The following is a 15,704-nucleotide window of genomic DNA, read 5'->3' as shown; positions in this document are numbered from 1 at the left end:
GTGTATTCCTACGCCCCGGGAAATATCCACGCTATCCGGTGTCGTGCTGCGGCGAACGGGTCATCGGGGTCGACAGCCGAGGCGAGGCCAGGACACTGGTGCGGTGACGAAGCTGAGGTCGCTCGTGCGGTGCCTGGTGACCTGCGGACTGGGTGTGCTGCTGGTCCTGCTGGCAGTGCGCTTCGGTGAGGCGCTGTGGCGTGCCGTGTCGTCCGTGGGGCGCTGACTGTACATAAAGGACGATCTCCGGACGCGAACGGGAAGTCGGGCCGCGTTTGGCGGCATGACCCGCCTTCCCGTTCGCCACACCGGGTAATGCCTCTCCTTCGTACGGTTCGCAGGAGTACGCGACGCAGCCTAGCGGGTTGTGGTGTGCTCACGTCAAGTTGTGCGTTCGCGCAACATGGATGCCCGGATCCGGGTCGACGACGGGGGTGGCGGTCTGGGTGTCCACAAAGGATGAAAGTCTCGAAGTCCGATCCGGGGCCGTCGTCCGGGCGACCATCGCACCGGGAACACCCTGGCCGGGTTTGCACGGTTCCATGTGCGGGGCATGGGCGCCATGATCACGGCGGCGATGGGGCACGCGGAGGGCGCGGAAGATCCGTGAAAGCAAGGCGACCATCCACAAGGGACGGTCGTCGAGAGGTCTACCAGCGAGGGAGAAGAAGAACGCCTTCGACAAATTTTCCACAACCCTCACAACGCCCGGCAGGCCGCCCGGCTGACCAGGCTCCCCAGCCTACGGGCCCGCCCGGTTGCCCCGGACAGCGCGAACCAAAATCAAAAAGTCTGCGCCTGCGGCTGCGCTACGCCCGTCGCCCCCAATCGCAAGTTCGTCAACCAAGAGCATCGGGTCTATTGGTAGCGTGAGGGTGGCGCTAAGAAGCTCCTGCAAAAGCTTCACTACGTCCGGCCGCTGGCCGAAAATGAACCTGAAAATATCTGTGCTTGTGGCTGCGGTGAACCTGTCCGCCCAAGTCGTACCTTTGTGAACCGGGCGCATCACATGGCCTGGATGAGAGCTGGTAACGCGACGAAGCGCCTTATCCGCAACCGCTGGGGGCAACCCCTCAACCACGACTGATCATCAGATCGGCCAGTATCGCCCCGCTCGGTATCGTCCGGGCGGGGTCTTTCTCTTTGTAACAGCTGATGACCTGTCCTACGTGTCGTGGACGATGAAGCTGGCCCGTTCGTAAAGCTCGTCAAAGGTGATAATCTCAACGTCCTGAACAGAGTGCCTAAATAGGTCAAACGACGACAGTTTCTCCGGGTTCACGCCGCCGCCAGTCTTGAACTCGTCAAGGCTGCCGATTACCAGAGCTTGTCGGGGCCGGATCGCTGAGAACTGGATTCCTGTCGGTGTGCCGTCGTCTTCGTACAAATCGTGCAACACCTGTGAGATGCCCATCAGGGCCTTGCTGGCAGTCTTCTGGACTTGCGATACTCCACCACTGACCTCTGTCGACACTTGGTATACGTCTGGCTGTCGATAGGGAATCTTTTCCAGCAGCGGCTTTAGATGCGTTTTAATCTCGCAGAACAGCAGACTGCTGACGTACCCCTTCGAGCGCATGACTGCATCCGCACGCTTGCCCGCACCCGTGAAGATGTTCGCACCTGTGGTAATTCGCTCAAGTTTCTCCGGGTCGAGCGGTTCGCAAGCTACGAGCTTAAGGCCGTACCCAAATATCCAGGTGTTTTCCTCGAAGAAGTCTTGCCAGACTGCTTCCGGCCCTCTCTTCTCCCGCCGTACGCGCTCGGCTTCAAAAAAGTCAGGGTCGTTCAACAGTCTCTTGAATACAGCAAGTTGGGCCTTGCGGTTGCTGACGATTAGTAAGTCCTCTTCGGTCAGACCTCCGCCCAGTGCGATACGGACTGCTTCAAGCACCGTCTGCCTGTCGCTCGATTCGAGCAGTCCGGCAAGCTGCGTGCTGTCCTCCGTTACTGCTCGGAAGTTATCGTCAGGGATGTCCACCTCGGTGAAGCTTTGCAGGAAGTGGATCAACTTCCACACGTTTTGGTGGCCGTCGCTGGTATCAACCGTCGCCTTGATTATCTTTGTAACTTCGTCCTCGGTTACCGTGTATTCGAGCGCCCTCCTCTGGGGACTTGACTTATCCTTCTTCCAGAATCGCAGCCGAGGTGAGTACGTGCCATCTTTCTTGATGAGCGTTACCTGGCACAGGGTCGCTACTCGCGGTCGATCATCAAGAACGAAGTCGGTAATCAGGCGGTTCGCTCTAGTGTCGAAAAAGAAGTGGAAGTTGTCATCGTTTTCACTGCGACGAATCTCAAGGTTGCTGAAGTCCCCGTCGGCAACGGAGAACTCAGTACCGAGGAGCCTATATGCGCTGGAGAATCGTGTCATCGCAGTGCGTCCTTTGGAAGCGATTATAGCTCAGAGATGAATCTTTGTGATCATGTCGTCAGCTGAGCTGCTTCCGTTACTGCTTCCAGGTCGCCATCGATGATCTCACCCAGATGGACGACCGTGGGACTTGGGCGCACAACATGGCCTGGATGAGAGCCGGTAACGCGACGAAGCGTCTTACCCGCAACGGCGAGTTCAGGCGGTGGAAGCATCCGGTTCGAGGAGTTCGGTGAATACCTCGCCGGGTTTGCGCCAGTCGTGGATCTTACGGGGTCGGTCGTTGATCTCGGCGGCGATGGCGGCCGGGTAGTGCGGGTCGCTGGTGATCCCGACGCCCTTGGGCAGGTACTCGCGGACGATCCGGTTGAGGTTCTCGTTGCTGCCGCGTTCCCACGGGGAGTGCGGGTGGGCGAAGAACACCGGCGGCCCGGTGGCGGCGACATCCTTGTGCAGGGCCATCTCCGAGCCGCAGTCCCAGGTCAGGGAGCGTTTGATCGAGGCCGGCAGCGGGCCGACCGCGGAGATGATCGCCTGGGTCACCGTCGAGGAGTCGCGCCCGGTCGGCGGGACCAGGACGAGGAACCGGCCGGTCCGCTCGACCAGGGTGGCCACGGCGCTCCTGCCGCCCTTGCCCACGACGATGTCGCCCTCCCGATGACCGGGCACCGCCCTGCCGTCCGCCTCGGCGGGGCGTCGGTCGAGGTGGCGGGGCTCGCGGATGCGCGGTGCCGGTGCCGGACGCGGCCCGCTCCTGCGGGTGCGCCCGGTCCGCAGCGCGCCAACTCCCGGCGCAGCGTCGCGACCGGCTGGGCGTAGACCCACCGGTAGATGGCCTCGTGGCTCACCCGACCAGCCTGCCCTCGACCGTGATCACGTGCCGACCGGCCCGCGATCGAGGCCGGTGACCAGCCGATCCGCAACAACCCGAGTATCCGCGCACGTACCACGGGGTCCCGGTCGACCGCCAGGACCTTCGGCCGGGCCCGCGACTCCGCCGCCGCCCGTTCGGCCACCGCCGCCCGGTACCCCTCACGTCCGCCGTGCCGGGCCACCTCCCGCGAGACGACCGAGGGACCATGCCCGATCAGAACGGCGATCTCCTTGTACTCCAACGACTCGGCCGGACCACGAGAGATCTCCTCCCGCTCGGCCAGATCTCCTCCCGCTCGGCCAAGGTCAACATCCTGCGCACGACAGGGAATCCTTCCCCACCGAACATCAAGATCAGATGCTACGACCGCCTGAACCTGCCCCTCGCCGCTGCGGCCGGTGCGAGTACGCGGGAGCTGATGCATCGCATGGGGCACGGGAGCATGCGGGCCGCGCTGATCTACCAACACGCCACGAGCGAGCGGATCGGGAGATCGCCGATCGGTTGAGCAAGCGCGTCAAAGCCGTGCGAAAGCGTAAGAAGTCCTGATCGCACGTTAATCGCACGACGGGTTCCGGCAGGGAAGCGGGGATGTGGTCCCCAGAGGGGTTGCATCCCCGTTGACCTGCAAGGGAAGCGAGAGAGCGGGTGACGGGAATCGAACCCGCATGACCAGCTTGGAAGGCTGGGGCTCTACCATTGAGCTACACCCGCGTGTGCCGCCCTTGGGGTGGGCACGGGAACAGCTTAGCGGGTCGCGGTAGGGTGGTGGAGACCGGGGCGTGGCGCAGCTTGGTAGCGCACCCGCTTTGGGAGCGGGGGGTCGCAGGTTCAAATCCTGTCGCCCCGACGGTCTTCGGGTGGCCCCTTCGGCGGGGCCACCTGGTCCTCTCTCACACCGGCGTCGCGACCTGTTCGCTCACCACCTGCGCCGCGGCCGACACGAGTGCCGTCACGGACGGGTTCGTGGCGTTGTCCTGACGCCACGCGAACTGCGTGTACACCCGGAACGGCGGCACCCACGGCAGCCGGCACAGCCTGCCGTCCGCCAGCTCCGCCGCCACGGTCACCTCCGGCACCAGCGAGATCCCGAGCCCCGACGCCACCGCGCGCTTCGCCGCGTCGATCGAGTCCAGCGCCAGCACCGGTGCCCTGGTCTCCGTCTCGCCCAGCCCCAACGCCTGCTCGAACTGCTCGTAGTAGCTCGCGCCGTTCTCCGCGCGGATCAGGGTGCTGCCGCGCAGCTCGTCCTCGGTGATCACCGAACGCCTGGTCAGCGCGTGCGTCGGCCCGGCCACCATGACCAGCGGCTCCGGGCACAGCACGGTCGTCTCCAGACCCTCGTGGGGTTCGACGGAGCCGATGAAGAACGTGCAGTCGAGCCGGCCGTCGCGCACCGACGTCAGGTTGGTCCTGGTGTTCCACGAGTGCAGCGAGATCTGGACGCTCGGGTAGCGCCAGCACATGTATTCGATCAGCGGTAGCAGACGGTAGTCGGTCAGGCTTTGCGCGCTGCCGATGACCAGCTTGCCGTGTGGCTCGCCGTTCATCGTGATCGCTTTCCTGGCCTTGTCCGTCAGGGTGATGATGTTCCGGGCGAACGGGAGGAGTTCGACACCGGCCGAGGTCATCTGGATGCCGCGCGGCAGTCGGCGGAACAACGGTACGCCCAGAGTTTCCTCGAGCGCCTTGATCCGGGTGGTGATGGTGGGTTGCGAACAATTCAGTGTGGCGGCGGCCTTGGTGAAACTACCGGTTTGAACCACGGTGGTGAACGCCAAAAGCTGTCGTGTCTCCATGGAAATCCCCAACGGTGCGTGAAAGTGATCCACGAGTGGCCGTTCCCGGACGGCCTCGTCGACTACCCGGCCGACGTGAAGGCGCTTGGTCCGGTGGTCAACATCGTCGTGCGGTCTCGTTGGGTGGTGTCCGCCAAGGAGGACGCGTCCGGCGGTCGCCGTGCGCGGTCGTCGGGCGGTGGGTGTCCGGCGGCGGCGGAATGGCACTCATCGGGTCATCGGCACCTTGTCTGGTCGGCGGTGAAAGAAGCTCGATGACATCGTCTCGCTCGTTCCTCGGTCTTCGTCGCCACGGCGTCCGCTGCACTTCCCCCAGAGCGCCTGGCGACTTTTCGACTATTTCCCGGATCGACGATGCGGGTTCGGGCGTCACGCTACCTGAAACACACACTAATGGACTACGGCGGTTGGAGTCTTCTCGGCACGTGAAAGTTTTCGGTCGACCGCTGCTCCGAACGGCCGCGTTTCACTCTTACTGTCTAATCCGTGGTGGATGTTGGTCGCGCAACGTAAGTCGCTGCTACGGCGGACGTGTTACCGACTCACTTCGCGACTCCGGTGAGTGACTGACGATCGCGCACTGTCACATCACCGTGGTGTCACTCGAAAGGCCCAACGGCGACTCCCGATGTTGGCCCGAACGGTCGTGTAAATGCCGCCGAATCGGTGCGACACCGTTGACGCGCGACGATTTCGTGCCCAACGACTCCGCGCCCGACGTGACGTGTGGACATCCCAACCTCCCACGGGCAGGGGTCGACTGCTGCGCCGGTCGGTTCGGTACCCGACGATCGGCGTCACCCGAACGGGGAATTTTCGCGGGGGAACCCTCACGGAAATGCATCGGAATGTTTCGGTTCGCACCCCGCGCGACCGTTCGGGGATTCCGCCGCGACGAATCCCGACCGCCCGTCACGGACGGCGATCGGCCGTGCGACGGCCACCCGGTCGGTCGGCGCCCCGCCCGCCGGCCCCGGGGTGCCGGACCCGACCCGGGTGCCGACCGCCTAGACTCGTCCGGAATCCCGGACGCCCGCCCAGGCACGTGCCAGGCGTCCTCCGGGGTGTTCCGCACGTCCTGCCCGTTACGAGGAGACCACGTTGAAGAGCACCGTCGAGCACCTGAGCCCGACGCGGGTCCGGATCAACGTCGAGGTGCCGTTCGACGAGCTCAAGTCGGACTTCGACCGCGCGTACCGCAAGCTGGCCAAGCAGGTCCGCATCCCCGGCTTCCGCCCCGGCAAGGCCCCGGCCCGCGTGCTGGAGAGCCGCATCGGCCGCGCGCCCGTCCTGGACGAGGTCGTGCAGGAGGCCGTGCCGGCGAAGTACCTGGAGGCGGTGAACTCCGGCGAGCTGCGCACCCTGGGCCGCCCCGAGTTCGAGGTGACCCGCATCGACGACGGCGACGCGCTCGCGTTCACCGCCGAGGTCGACGTCCGCCCCGAGATCACCGTGCCCGCGTTCGACGAGCTGTCCGTCGGCGTGGCCGACCAGCCGGTGACCGACGAGGACGTGGCGACCCAGCTCGACGAACTGCGCGCCCGCTTCGGCACGCTGACCGGTGTCCAGCGCGCCGCCCAAGAGGGTGATTTCGTCGTCGTCGACCTGTCCGCCACGGTGGACGGCGAGGAGGTCGAGGACGCCAAGACCGCCGGCCTGTCCTACGAGATCGGCTCCGGCCAGCTCGTCGAGGGCATCGACGACGCCCTGATCGGCGCGTCCACGGGCGAGACCAAGACCTTCACCACCACGCTCGTCGCCGGTGAGCACGACGGCCGCGAGGCCGAGGTCAGCGTCGTGCTCACCTCGGTCAAGGAGCGGCAGCTCCCCGAGCTCGACGACGAGTTCGCCCAGCTCGCCAGTGAGTTCGACACGCTCGCCGAGCTGGAGGCCGACCTGCGCACGCGCCTGGGCCAGGTGAAGAAGATGCAGCAGGGCGTCGAGGCCCGGGACAAGGTGTTGGAGGCGCTGCTCGAGCGCATCGAGGTGCCGCTGCCCGACGCCGTCGTCCAGCTCGAGGTCGACGCCCGGCTGCACGACGCCGTGCACGCGTTCGACCACGACGAGACGCGCTTCGCCGCGTGGCTCGAGGAGCAGGGCAAGACCCGCGAGGAGTTCGACGCCGAGACGCGCACCACGGCCGAGCAGACCGTGAAGACGCAGCTCGTCCTCGACCAGATCGCGGACGTCGAGAAGGTCACCGTCTCCGACGCGGAGCTGACCAACCAGATCATCTACCAGGCCCAGCGCTTCGGCATCGGCCCGGACGAGTACGTCAAGCGCGCCCAGCAGTCCGGCCAGCTCGGCGCGATCTTCGCCGACTTGCGCCGCGGCAAGGCGCTGGCGACCGTTGTCCGACAGGCGACCGTCACCGACGAGTCAGGCACCCGGCTCGACCTCGACGAGCTTTTCGGCGAGGCGTCGTCCACTGAGGAATCGGCGACGGAAGAGTGAAGCCCTGAGCGAACGCGGGCGGTGTCGGGAAGGCGACGCCGCCCGCCTTCGTTAAGGTCGTCGACACGAGACTCTTTTCGGCAAAGTAAGAAGGCAGGCAGACGTGACGCAGCACTTCTTCCCGACGCCCGAGATGCGTTCGGGTTCGGGGATGAACCTCAACGACTCGGTCTACGAGCGTCTGCTCCGCGAGCGGATCATCGTGCTCGGCTCCCAGGTCGAAGAGGGCATCGCCAACCAGATCACCGCCCAGCTGCTCCTCCTCGCGGCCGAAGACCCCGAGAAGGACATCACGCTCTACATCAACTCCCCCGGCGGCTCGGTGACCGCGGGCATGGCGATCTTCGACACGATGCAGCTCATCGAGCCGGACGTGGCGACCTACGCCATGGGTCTCGCGGCCTCGATGGGTCAGTTCCTGCTCTCCGCCGGCACGCCCGGCAAGCGGCACGCCCTCCCGCACGCCCGCATCCTGATGCACCAGCCCTCGGCGGGCGTCGGCGGCACCGCGGCCGACATCGCGATCCAGGCCGACATGCTCGCCCGGACCAAGCAGGAGATGGCCGAGCTGATCGCCCAGCACACCGGTCAGCCGGTCGAGCGCATCGTCGCCGACTCGGACCGCGACCGCTGGTTCACCGCCCAGGAGGCGCTGGAATACGGATTCGTGGACAAAGTCGTCACGCGGGCCAGTCAAGTGTCGACCAACTGACCGGGCGAGCACACCACCAGGAGAAGCCAAGTGAGCCAGTTCCACGCGCCGCAGTCCCGGTACGTGCTCCCGTCGTTCATCGAGCGCACGAGCCTGGGCATCAAGGAGACCAACCCGTACAACAAGCTCTTCGAGGAACGGATCATCTTCCTCGGGGTGCAGGTCGACGACGCCTCGGCGAACGACGTCATGGCCCAGCTGCTCGTGCTGGAGTCCGAGGACCCGGACCGCGACATCCTGATGTACATCAACTCGCCGGGTGGCTCGTTCACCTCGCTGATGGCCATCTACGACACGATGCAGTTCGTGCGGCCCGACATCCAGACGTACTGCCTGGGCCAGGCCGCCTCGGCCGCGGCCGTGCTGCTCGCGGCGGGCACGCCCGGCAAGCGGCACGCGCTGCCCAACGCGCGGGTGCTCATCCACCAGCCGGCGACCGAGGGCGTGTACGGCCAGGTCTCCGACCTGCAGATCCAGTCGGACGAGATCCAGCGGGTGCGGCGCCTGCTGGAGACCACGCTCGCCCGGCACACGTCCCGCTCGCCGGAGCAGGTCCGGGCCGACATCGAGCGCGACAAGATCCTCACCGCCGAAGAGGCGAAGGACTACGGCATCGTCGACAGCGTCCTGCCGTACAGGAAGCTGTCGGCGAAGTGACCTCGGCGTGTCGCCCGACACGCCGTGCCCACCTGGGGTTCAGGCGGGGCACGACGTGTCGGGGGCACGCTGGTCCTCCCACACAGGGCTGTGGGCCAGGTACCGTCGAGGGGAACACCGGCGGGGTCGCACTCCACGGGCGCCCGCCACGTCAGCAGTCAGGCACATGTCACCAGGACGTGCGCCGGAGGGGAACAGAGGTCAGCGGTCATGGCGCGTATCGGTGACGGCGGCGACCTGCTGAAGTGCTCTTTCTGCGGGAAGAGCCAGAAGCAGGTGAAAAAACTCATCGCCGGCCCCGGTGTCTACATCTGCGATGAGTGCATCGACCTCTGCAACGAGATCATCGAGGAAGAACTCGCGGAGGCGGGCGACGTCAAGCTCGACGAGCTGCCCAAGCCCGCGGAGATCCACGAGTTCCTCGACCAGTACGTGATCGGCCAGAACGAGGCCAAGCGGACACTCTCGGTGGCGGTCTACAACCACTACAAGCGCATCCAGGCGGGCGACCGCGGGCGCGAGGGGCGCGACGACGGCGTGGAACTCGCCAAGTCGAACATCCTCATGCTCGGCCCGACCGGCTGCGGCAAGACCTACCTGGCCCAGACCCTCGCCAAGATGCTGAACGTGCCGTTCGCGATCGCGGACGCCACGGCGCTGACCGAGGCGGGCTACGTGGGCGAGGACGTCGAGAACATACTGCTCAAGCTCATCCAGGCCGCCGACTACGACGTCAAGCGGGCCGAGACCGGGATCATCTACATCGACGAGGTCGACAAGATCGCCCGGAAGAGTGAAAATCCGTCGATCACCCGGGACGTGTCGGGTGAGGGCGTCCAGCAGGCGCTGCTGAAGATCCTGGAGGGCACCACCGCGTCGGTGCCGCCGCAGGGTGGGCGCAAGCACCCGCACCAGGAGTTCATCCAGATCGACACGACGAACGTGCTGTTCATCGTGGCGGGCGCGTTCGCCGGCCTGGAGAAGATCATCCAGGACCGGATCGGCAAGCGCGGGCTCGGCTTCGGCGCCGAGGTCCGCACCCGCGCCGAGGTCGAGTCGGCGGACTACTTCGCCGAGTCGATGCCCGAGGACCTGATCAAGTTCGGGCTGATCCCCGAGTTCATCGGTCGTCTGCCCATGGTGGCCAGTGTCACGAACCTGGACAAGGAATCGCTCGTCCGCATCCTGACCGAGCCCAAGAACGCCCTGGTCAAGCAGTACCAGAAGCTGTTCGAGATGGACGGGGTCGAGCTGGAGTTCACCCGGACCGCCATGGAGGCCGTCGCCGACCAGGCGATCCTGCGCGGCACCGGTGCCCGCGGCCTGCGGGCGATCATGGAAGAGGTCCTGCTGCCGGTGATGTACGACATCCCGAGCCGCACGGACGTCGCCAAGGTCGTGATCACCGAGCAGACCGTCAAGGAGAACGTGAACCCGACGATCGTCGCGCGCCAGCCCTCGAGGCGGGAGCGCCGGGAGAAGTCGGCCTGAGGTTTCGCACGCGCACCGGCCGTCCCGCACCCGCGGGGCGGCCGGTGGCGTGTCCGGGGAGGTGGACGGGTTGTCGCTGCCGTACGTGCTCGTGCTGCACGGCCTGAACGGGTCCGGTCCGACGCACTGGCAGAACTGGTTGGCCGGCGAGCTGGCCAGGCACGGCGGTCTGGTCGACCTGCCGGAGTTCAGCGAGCCGGACGCACCCGACCGGCAACGCTGGCTCGACGAGCTGCGCGGGCACCTCGCCGCCGCGCCCACGTCACTCGAACGAGTGGTTGTGGCACATTCGTTGGCCGGGCTGCTGTGGCTGCACCACGCCGCGTCCGGCGTCGATCCGGTGCTGCGGGTGGACCGCGTGCTGCTGGTCGCGCCGCCCGCGCCCGACTTCGCCGGCGAGCCGCTCATCGCCGGGTTCCTGCACCCCCGGCTCGATCCGACCGCGTTGCGCCAAGCGGGCGTTTCCACGCGGTTGGTCCTCGGCGAGGGCGACCCGTACTGCACACTCGCCCAGGGCAAGGCACTGGCCGAGGCGGTGCGGATCGAGGTGGACGTGGTCGTCGGTGGCGGTCATCTGAACGTGGGCTCGGGCTACGGCTCGTGGCCCGCCGTCCTCAAGTGGGTGCGCAACGACCGGACTCCGCTGACGCCACGCTGACCGTGCCCTCGTTGGCCGAGTTACGGCGCACCACGCGGTCGGTGCGGTCGGCCGAACACGGGCCTGCCGTCCGGCGTGCGTTGCGCCCGCGCGGCCTGGAGGGACGCGGCCCGCTGACGTTGCAGCTGCTGGTGGCCGACCGGGAAGCCCGACTGCTGTGGCACTCGCCGGACCGGGTGCTGATGGTGTGTCCGCCGCGATCGGCGCGGACCCGGCGCGACGTCGTCACCGCGTGCCTGCACGTGGTGAACGTGTTGTGGCCGTTGGTCTCCTGGTTCACCGCCCCGCTGGCGATCGGGCTGACGGCGGTGGCGCTCGCGCTTGTCCGTGCCCCTGACGTCCTTGTCCTGCTGCTGGTGGTCGTGACCATGCTGTGGGCCACCGGCGTCATGGTGCTGATGGCGATCCGTGAAGGCGCCGACCTGGTCCGCATGGTGAGCCCGCGCCCGGTCCACCGCCGCCGGCGCATGGACGACGGGCTGCGCGTCGACCACTGGTCGATCGCGCTGTGCCACGCCGACCCGGACACGGTGGGCGCCCTGCTGCGTGACGCGACCGCGCTGGTCGACCACCTCGGCGACCGCTACGAGACCGTGCCCGACCGGCTGCTGCTGTGCCGTCCCGACGCGGTCACCACGACCGCCGCGCTGGAGGCCGTGCGCCGGTCCGCGACGGTCCGCCGGGTGTCCGGGCGCGAAGTGCTGGTGGTGCACGACGTCGGCCGACCGGTGCCCAGGCCCGCCGCCGATCCGGGCCCGAACGGGATCCTCGTGCTCCTGGCCGCCGCGTGTTCGTTGCTGCCCATGATCGCCGGCATGGTGGCCGCTGCCGAACGGGAGGCGTGCGCGACCGCGTGCACGGGTGGTCCGGTCGGGTACGGCGACGCGGTCTTCTGGCTGCTGCGCCATTTCGTGGTGCTGGGGATTCCCGGTGTGGCGCCGTCGACCGGCCAGTCGAAGGCGCTCGGGTTGGCCATGGCCCTGCTCGGCCTGGTGATCGCGGCGCGCGTGGTGCGGGTGGTCCGGACCCGACAGCGTGAGGACGACGAGGAGAGGGAGGGGTTCGTGGACGACGTGGCCCGGCCGTACTCGACCGCGCTGGTCCTGGTGGCCAACGACATCGAACGCGCCGCCGTGCTGACCGCCGTGGCGACCGGGGAGGTGACCCGCTTGCGCTCCGAGCACCACACGGCGCTGGACCTCGGCGTGGTCGGCCGTACCCGGGTGGTGCTCGGCTGGACCGAGCAGGGCATCGACACGCAGGGCGCGGCGACGTTGACCACCGACGCGCTGATCCGCTGGTTGGCGCCGGATTACGTGCTGATCGTCGGCGTCGGCTACGGCCTGCGCGAGCACGCCCAGGAGCCCGGCGACCTGGTGGTCAGCAGCCGGGTGCGGTCGATGAACTGGCGCAAGGAGGCGCCGGGTCGCACGATCGTGCGCGGCGAGCTGGCGGTGGCGCCGCAACGCCTGCTCGACCGGTGCCGTGACGCGGCCCGGGACTGGTCCGGTCCCCGGCCGGACTTCGGGCTGACGCTGTCGTTGGGCGTGCTGGTGGACTCGGCGGAGTTCCGCGCCGGCCTGCTCGACCTGGAACCGGACGCGGTGTGCGGCGACATGGAGCTGGCGGGCGTGCAGGCGGCGTGCTCGAAGCACAAGGTCGACTGGATCGGCATCAAAGGCATCTCGGACTACGGCATGGGCAAGACCGACGGGCACCAGCCGTTGGCCGCGCGCAACGCCGCCGAGTTCCTGGCCCACCTGGTGCGGACCGGCAACCTCGACCCGCTATGACCGCTTCGGGACCCGTTTGCCCAGGAACCGGACCACGTCGTCGGTGATCGTCCGGTAGAACGCGTCGTCGTGCCGGCCGGGCGTGATCGACCCGACGACCGGCTTGACGGCCTCGATGAACCGGCGCGTGCCCTCGATGAACTTGTCCCGGTCGCCGATCCAGATCCCGGTGGGCGCGTCGCCGACCTTGTCCAGGTTGCGCAACGGGTCCAGCGAGACCCACTGCTCGCGGTCGGCGAACGCCTTGCGCTTGGCCATCTCCTCCCAGGTCGTGATCAACCCGGGCGACACGGCCGCGATCGCGCCGAGGCTCTCGCGGCGTTCCCGCTCGCGCCGCCCGTAGAGCAGGGCGCCGAATCCGCCCATGGACACGCCGGTGCACGCGAACACCGGGCCGAACCCGCGTTCGGCCAGCCACACCGGCACCTCTTCGAGCAGCATGGCCATCGGGTCGTCGCCGGGCACGTTCTCGTGCCAGTAGTTGTCGCCGCCGTCGACCGACACGAACCCGAACGGCGGCACGATGCCCCGGGTCGTCGCGGTGACCAGGGCCTCCGGCAGGTTCGCCACGGCCGCGAGGCGGGCGCTGCCGTGCAGGCCGTGCAGCAGGATCGACATCGGCAGGCCACGCGCGGACACGCCCGGCGGCACGATCGTCTGGAGGTCGACCTCGCGACCCCGGTAGCGCGAGTACACGCGGTCCACCTTGACCACGGCGCGTTTCGGGGTCGGGACGGGACCGGCGACGCCGAGCACGGACCACAGGGCGTCGAGGGCGGGCATCGGCCCGGCGGCCAGCACCGCCGCCGCCGTGAGACCGCCCGCGCCCACCGTGGTGAGCACCGTGCGCCTGCTGATCATCGGCCCTCCCGTGCGGTCCCCTCCCCGCAATCGTCGGGACGACGGCTCGTGTTTCACCCCTGGAGCGCCCGGCGTCGCGCGTGGTCGTAGCCCAGCCATTCCAACACCCGGTCGGTGTGCTCGCCGAGGTCCGGCACGGGCGCCGGCGACCAGTCCCACGCGGTGGAGTCGACCGGCGGGCGCAGAAGGGTGACCGAGCCGTCGGGGACGGACACGGATGTGACACGGTCACGCGCGGTGAGCTGCGGGTGTTCGGTGAGCCGGCCGACGTCGCGGGTCAACGCGGCCGGGACGTCGGCGGTGTCGAGCGCGTCGAGCAGGTCGGACGACCGCCACGCCGAGAAGTCGAGTTCCGCGTCGAGCGCGGCCCGGTGCTCGACGCGTAGCCCGATGGTGGCGAATCTCGGGTCGTCGGCCAGCGCGGGCCGGCCCGCCACCTCGCACAGCCGACGCCACTGGCCGTCGTTCTGCACGGCGAGGTGCACGGGACCGTCGCCGCACTCGTACGGGCCGTAAGGCGCGATGGTCGGGTGGTGCGCGCCGGTCCGGGGCGGCGCCGTCCCGGTGCCTTGGGCGTACAGGGCGGGCTGGTGCATCCACTCGGCCAACGCCTCGAACAGGGTCAGCCGCAGCACGCAGCCCTCGCCCGTGCGCTGCCGGTGCAGCAGCGCGGCCAGCACGGCGGCGTGCAGTTGGACGCCCGCGGAGATGTCCGCGACCGAGATGCCCGCCCGCGCGGTCACCGGTCCCTGCCCGGTCAGGGCCACCAGGCCGGTCTCGGACTGCACGAGCGCGTCGTACGCCTTGCGCGTCGAGTACGGGCCGCCCTCGCCGTAGCCGGACAGTTCGCCGACCACCAGGTCCGGGCGGGCCGCGCGCAGCGTCTCCGCGTCCACACCGAGTCGACGGGCCGCGCCCGGCGAGAGGTTGCACAGCACCACGTCGGCCCGTTCGACCAGTCGGGCCGGCACCTCGCGGCCGGCGGGCCGCTTGAGGTCCAGCGCGATCGACTCCTTGCCCACGTTGGTCCACGCGAAGTACGACGACGTCGACCCGCACGCGGTGTCGAAGTGCCGGGCGAAGTCGCCGCCGTCGGGCCGTTCGACCTTGATCACGCGGGCGCCGAGGTCGGCGAGCAGGCGGGTGGCGTAGGGCACGGCCACGGCCTGTTCGAGGCTGACGACCACCAGCCCGTCGAGCGGTCTCACCCGACCACCCGGTGCGCGCCCGTGTACACGTTGAACGAATCGCCGCGCAGGAACCCGATGAGCGTGATCCCCTGCTCCGCGGCCAGTTCCACGGCCAGGGACGACGGCGCGGACACCGCCGCCAGCACCGGGACGCCCGCCATCGCGGCCTTCTGCACCAGTTCGAACGAGGCCCGCCCGGACACCATGAGCACGCCGCCGGCCACCGGCACGCGCCCGTCGAGCAACGCCCAGCCGAGCACCTTGTCCACGGCGTTGTGTCGGCCGACGTCCTCGCGCACCACCAGCGCCCGACCGTCGGCGGTGAACAGCCCGGCCGCGTGCAGGCCGCCGGTGGACGCGAACACCTTCTGCTTGGCGCGCAACGCGTCCGGCAGCCCGGTGAGCACGTCGACGGTCACGGTCGCGGCGTCGGCGGCGGGGGAGAAGCGGGTCTTGAGCCGGACCGCGTCCAGCGACGCCTTGCCGCATACGCCGCACGACGACGTGGTGTAGAAATTGCGCTCCACACCTACGTCGGGCGGTTCGACTCCGGCCGCGAGGGCGATGTCGAGGACGTTGTACGTGTTGAGCCCGTCGGGGCCGGTGCCCGCGCAGAACCGCGCGGTCGCGATGTCGGCGAGGCCGCCGACGACTCCTTCGCCGAGCAGGAACCCGTGCGCCAGTTCGACGTCCTGGCCGGGGGTGCGCATGGTGACGGTCAGTGCCTTCCCGGCCACCCTCAGCTCCAGCGGTTCCTCGGCGGCGAGCGCGTCGACCCGGTCACGCCGCGCGCCCCGCGCGTAGGTGACGACCGGTCGGCGTACGGTGACCCGCCCCATCG

The 15,704-nt window shown here is 68.2% G+C and carries 14 protein-coding genes, 2 tRNA genes and 1 pseudogene; 10 read left to right on the top strand and 7 right to left on the bottom strand.

The genetic code is table 11. From position 1 onward, the window contains the following. Positions 1 to 103: 103 nt before the first annotated feature. Positions 104 to 226: a hypothetical protein gene (locus F4559_RS36120; RefSeq protein WP_281386366.1), complete on the top strand. Its 123-nt coding sequence runs from the start codon at positions 104 to 106 to the stop codon at positions 224 to 226. 939 nt (positions 227 to 1,165) lie between these two features. Here the strand turns inward: F4559_RS36120 and F4559_RS26320 are convergent. Beyond that, positions 1,166 to 2,374, bottom strand: coding sequence for a Shedu immune nuclease family protein (locus F4559_RS26320; protein WP_184673083.1), 1,209 nt, complete (start codon positions 2,372 to 2,374; stop codon positions 1,166 to 1,168). A 198-nt stretch (positions 2,375 to 2,572) separates the two neighbouring features. Next, a pseudogene (locus F4559_RS26315) lies at positions 2,573 to 3,531 on the bottom strand (IS30 family transposase). Between F4559_RS26315 and F4559_RS35530 the strand changes: the two are divergent. Beyond that, positions 3,454 to 3,756, top strand: coding sequence for a hypothetical protein (locus F4559_RS35530; protein ID WP_246445332.1), 303 nt, complete (start codon positions 3,454 to 3,456; stop codon positions 3,754 to 3,756). The pseudogene F4559_RS26315 and the gene F4559_RS35530 sit on opposite strands and share 78 nt — an antisense overlap. A gap of 135 nt (positions 3,757 to 3,891) precedes the next feature. On the opposite strand, the gene F4559_RS26305 is transcribed toward F4559_RS35530, so the two are convergent. Then, positions 3,892 to 3,962 (bottom strand) — tRNA-Gly (locus F4559_RS26305). A gap of 62 nt (positions 3,963 to 4,024) precedes the next feature. Between F4559_RS26305 and F4559_RS26300 the strand changes: the two genes are divergently transcribed. Further along, a tRNA-Pro gene (locus tag F4559_RS26300) sits at positions 4,025 to 4,098 on the top strand. Between the two features lie 43 nt (positions 4,099 to 4,141). On the opposite strand, the gene F4559_RS26295 is transcribed toward F4559_RS26300, so the two are convergent. Next, positions 4,142 to 5,047 carry a LysR family transcriptional regulator gene (locus F4559_RS26295; protein ID WP_184673079.1) on the bottom strand — a complete coding sequence of 302 codons (906 nt, stop codon included), beginning with the start codon at positions 5,045 to 5,047 and terminating at the stop codon, positions 4,142 to 4,144. 24 nt (positions 5,048 to 5,071) lie between these two features. Here F4559_RS26295 and F4559_RS26290 point away from each other — a divergent pair, with 24 nt between their 5' ends. From F4559_RS26290 to F4559_RS36565, 7 genes are all read left to right on the top strand, one after another. After that, positions 5,072 to 5,305 carry a hypothetical protein gene (locus F4559_RS26290; protein ID WP_184673077.1) on the top strand — a complete coding sequence of 78 codons (234 nt, stop codon included), beginning with the start codon at positions 5,072 to 5,074 and terminating at the stop codon, positions 5,303 to 5,305. Between the two features lie 843 nt (positions 5,306 to 6,148). Further along, a complete protein-coding gene (gene tig / locus F4559_RS26285) occupies positions 6,149 to 7,501 on the top strand; it encodes a trigger factor (RefSeq protein WP_184673075.1) in 1,353 nt (450 codons plus the stop codon). A 103-nt stretch (positions 7,502 to 7,604) separates the two neighbouring features. Further along, complete coding sequence (locus F4559_RS26280) at positions 7,605 to 8,213, top strand: ATP-dependent Clp protease proteolytic subunit (protein ID WP_312865829.1); 609 nt, start codon at positions 7,605 to 7,607, stop codon at positions 8,211 to 8,213. A 30-nt stretch (positions 8,214 to 8,243) separates the two neighbouring features. Beyond that, a complete protein-coding gene (locus F4559_RS26275) occupies positions 8,244 to 8,870 on the top strand; it encodes an ATP-dependent Clp protease proteolytic subunit (protein ID WP_184673073.1) in 627 nt (208 codons plus the stop codon). Positions 8,871 to 9,080: 210 nt separating this feature from the next. Beyond that, positions 9,081 to 10,361: an ATP-dependent Clp protease ATP-binding subunit ClpX gene (gene clpX, locus F4559_RS26270; RefSeq protein WP_184673070.1), complete on the top strand. Its 1,281-nt coding sequence runs from the start codon at positions 9,081 to 9,083 to the stop codon at positions 10,359 to 10,361. A gap of 49 nt (positions 10,362 to 10,410) precedes the next feature. Next, positions 10,411 to 11,019: an RBBP9/YdeN family alpha/beta hydrolase gene (locus F4559_RS26265; RefSeq protein ID WP_312865828.1), complete on the top strand. Its 609-nt coding sequence runs from the start codon at positions 10,411 to 10,413 to the stop codon at positions 11,017 to 11,019. Next, positions 10,980 to 12,812, top strand: a complete 1,833-nt coding sequence (locus F4559_RS36565; protein ID WP_184673068.1) for a 5'-methylthioadenosine/S-adenosylhomocysteine nucleosidase family protein — start codon at positions 10,980 to 10,982, stop codon at positions 12,810 to 12,812. Before F4559_RS26265 ends, F4559_RS36565 begins: the two co-directional genes overlap by 40 nt. On the opposite strand, the gene F4559_RS26255 is transcribed toward F4559_RS36565, so the two are convergent. The 3 genes from F4559_RS26255 to fdhD are packed head-to-tail and all read right to left on the bottom strand — an operon-like array spanning position 12,807 to position 15,702. Further along, positions 12,807 to 13,673, bottom strand: a complete 867-nt coding sequence (locus F4559_RS26255; protein WP_184673066.1) for an alpha/beta hydrolase — start codon at positions 13,671 to 13,673, stop codon at positions 12,807 to 12,809. The genes F4559_RS36565 and F4559_RS26255 overlap by 6 nt on opposite strands. Positions 13,674 to 13,726: 53 nt before the next feature. Next, positions 13,727 to 14,881 (bottom strand): CaiB/BaiF CoA transferase family protein, encoded by a 1,155-nt coding sequence (locus tag F4559_RS26250; RefSeq protein ID WP_184673064.1) that lies wholly within the window; start codon positions 14,879 to 14,881, stop codon positions 13,727 to 13,729. Then, positions 14,878 to 15,702, bottom strand: coding sequence for a formate dehydrogenase accessory sulfurtransferase FdhD (gene fdhD, locus F4559_RS26245; protein ID WP_184673061.1), 825 nt, complete (start codon positions 15,700 to 15,702; stop codon positions 14,878 to 14,880). The genes F4559_RS26250 and fdhD overlap by 4 nt, the downstream gene beginning before the upstream one ends. Positions 15,703 to 15,704: the final 2 nt, after the last annotated feature.

The sequence above is a fragment of the Saccharothrix violaceirubra genome (assembly GCF_014203755.1).
In the GTDB taxonomy this organism is placed as follows: domain Bacteria; phylum Actinomycetota; class Actinomycetes; order Mycobacteriales; family Pseudonocardiaceae; genus Actinosynnema; species Actinosynnema violaceirubrum.
This window is presented reverse-complemented; position numbering and strand designations above follow the sequence as displayed.

What these genes read in the sequence shown, in the direction of transcription:
- F4559_RS35530 (WP_246445332.1), top strand. Translation starts at nt 3,454, where the DNA reads ATGCCCGATCAGAACGGCGATCTCCTTGTACTCCAACGACTCGGCCGG.
- clpX (WP_184673070.1), top strand. Translation starts at nt 9,081, where the DNA reads ATGGCGCGTATCGGTGACGGCGGCGACCTGCTGAAGTGCTCTTTCTGC.
- fdhD (WP_184673061.1), bottom strand. Translation starts at nt 15,702, where the DNA reads ATGGGGCGGGTCACCGTACGCCGACCGGTCGTCACCTACGCGCGGGGC.
- F4559_RS26255 (WP_184673066.1), bottom strand. Translation starts at nt 13,673, where the DNA reads ATGATCAGCAGGCGCACGGTGCTCACCACGGTGGGCGCGGGCGGTCTC.
- F4559_RS26320 (WP_184673083.1), bottom strand. Translation starts at nt 2,374, where the DNA reads ATGACACGATTCTCCAGCGCATATAGGCTCCTCGGTACTGAGTTCTCC.
- F4559_RS26295 (WP_184673079.1), bottom strand. Translation starts at nt 5,047, where the DNA reads ATGGAGACACGACAGCTTTTGGCGTTCACCACCGTGGTTCAAACCGGT.